This window comes from Limnospira sp., from assembly GCF_051859755.1.
Classification (GTDB): Bacteria; Cyanobacteriota; Cyanobacteriia; order Cyanobacteriales; family Microcoleaceae; genus Limnospira; species Limnospira fusiformis.
The window spans coordinates 1-1,506 of sequence record NZ_JBIMLI010000323.1; the positions used below are offsets into that span (position 1 = coordinate 1).

Below are 1,506 nucleotides of genomic sequence, written 5' to 3' on the forward strand. Positions count from 1 at the left end.
GTTGTAGGGTATTTTTGCCCAGGGAAATCACTAATTGAATTAGGCGAGATATATGGGTGGGTTTAGCGATCGCCCAACAGGAACTCACCCAGCAACGTTACCCTGAACTACGAGAAGCCCAACTCGACCAATTCCTCACCCCCGAAGAATACCAACTCACCCAACAAGGCAACCTCACCGATACAGAATGGGGTGATATCTTCATCCGCCTCAACATGGCAGCCTGTAAAAGGAGAAACGTCACCCAGCAGGAGGAGTTTTTTCGGGATGTTTCCCATAGTATTGATTCTGGTTTTGCGGAAGTCTGTGAACGGTTGGGGGTAATGGAAACCACCATCAGCGACTTGTTACAAACCCTAGAGGAACGCCTAGAGGGGTTGCGCCAAGAAGTGACGGAATTTCGTCAAGAGGTGCGGCAGGGGTTGGAGTGGCTGCACAATCAACCGAGGGGGCGATCATTCTCTAAACAGGAGTATCGCGCGCGTCAAAATATCTTAACTCAGATGCGATCGACAAAGTTGTTTTTAAAACCATAAGCTCCTACCATTAAACCTAGCCATCAAACTACTCACCAAAACCATGCTAAAAGAAGTTGATATAGATGTTTGGGTTGCAGAATAGACCTTCCGATATTTGGGACTCAGTGTCGGAACAGGATGACGGTTATTCGATTGGCTAATCGAGAACTCGCGGTAATTTCTCCAATTCAATCTAGCGACAGACTTGTCAGCCAGCTAGGTCAACTGGGAGTTGTCAAGTATATTATTGCCCCTAACCTTTATCATTATTTATTTGCAGCTAATTTCAAATCTATTTATCCCCAGGCAACCTTTGGGGCTGCCCCTGGTTTAGCCATTAAAAAACCAGATTTACCGATTGACCAGACCATCAGGGGCGATCGAGGTGAGTTATTACCTGGATTATACTTTGTCTTATTCGATGGTTTAAGAGTTTGGGGCTTAACGGGAATTGATTCACTTAATGAATGTGTGTTTTTCATTCTGCAAGTCGCACTCTGATTTTGACAGATACAGAATTGCACTTTGATGAAACATTTCCAATTATGACACAATTTTCAGCTAGACTGCTGGGAGTATATAAACAATTAAGTCTATCAATCATGGAACGGATTGCCACCAATGAAAAAGAGCGATTTAGACAATCGTTTGAACAAGTAATGTTATGGGATTTCGAGCGATTTATTATGGCTCATGGAAGTATAATTTAGCGAGATGGCACAGAAAAATTAAAGAAAGGGTATGAATCTTTTTGGCGTTGAAGCTACTGTTTACCTTATCCTAATTTTACCACTATAAAACCTGATTTTTACTCCCTAAATAAATGCACCGATCGCCTCTTACAAAAACACTTCGCCAACCTAGAAATCCAGAAAGACTAAAACTGACTCTAAGAAACCGGGTTTCTGTCAGATTAGGGGTCGAGAGTGAAGTCGCCTTCACCCCCTCCCATTCAGAACCGTACATGAGACTTTCACCTCATACGGCT

The 1,506-nt window shown here is 43.2% G+C and carries 3 protein-coding genes; all 3 read left to right on the top strand.

Going from position 1 to position 1,506, the window contains the following annotated elements; translation table 11 throughout:
* The first annotated feature begins 56 nt into the window (after nucleotides 1-56).
* The 3 genes from ACTIE0_RS24295 (at nucleotide 57) to ACTIE0_RS24305 (ending at nucleotide 1,228) form a co-directional block, all read left to right on the top strand.
* Entirely contained in the window at nucleotides 57-536 is a 480-nt protein-coding gene (locus tag ACTIE0_RS24295; RefSeq protein WP_006623783.1) for a hypothetical protein, read from the top strand.
* Between the two features lie 69 nt (nucleotides 537-605).
* A complete protein-coding gene (locus ACTIE0_RS24300) occupies nucleotides 606-1,019 on the top strand; it encodes a DUF4336 domain-containing protein (protein WP_228116391.1) in 414 nt (137 codons plus the stop codon).
* A gap of 2 nt (nucleotides 1,020-1,021) precedes the next feature.
* Nucleotides 1,022-1,228 carry a hypothetical protein gene (locus ACTIE0_RS24305; RefSeq protein ID WP_035759200.1) on the top strand — a complete coding sequence of 69 codons (207 nt, stop codon included), beginning with the start codon at nucleotides 1,022-1,024 and terminating at the stop codon, nucleotides 1,226-1,228.
* Nucleotides 1,229-1,506 lie beyond the last annotated feature (278 nt).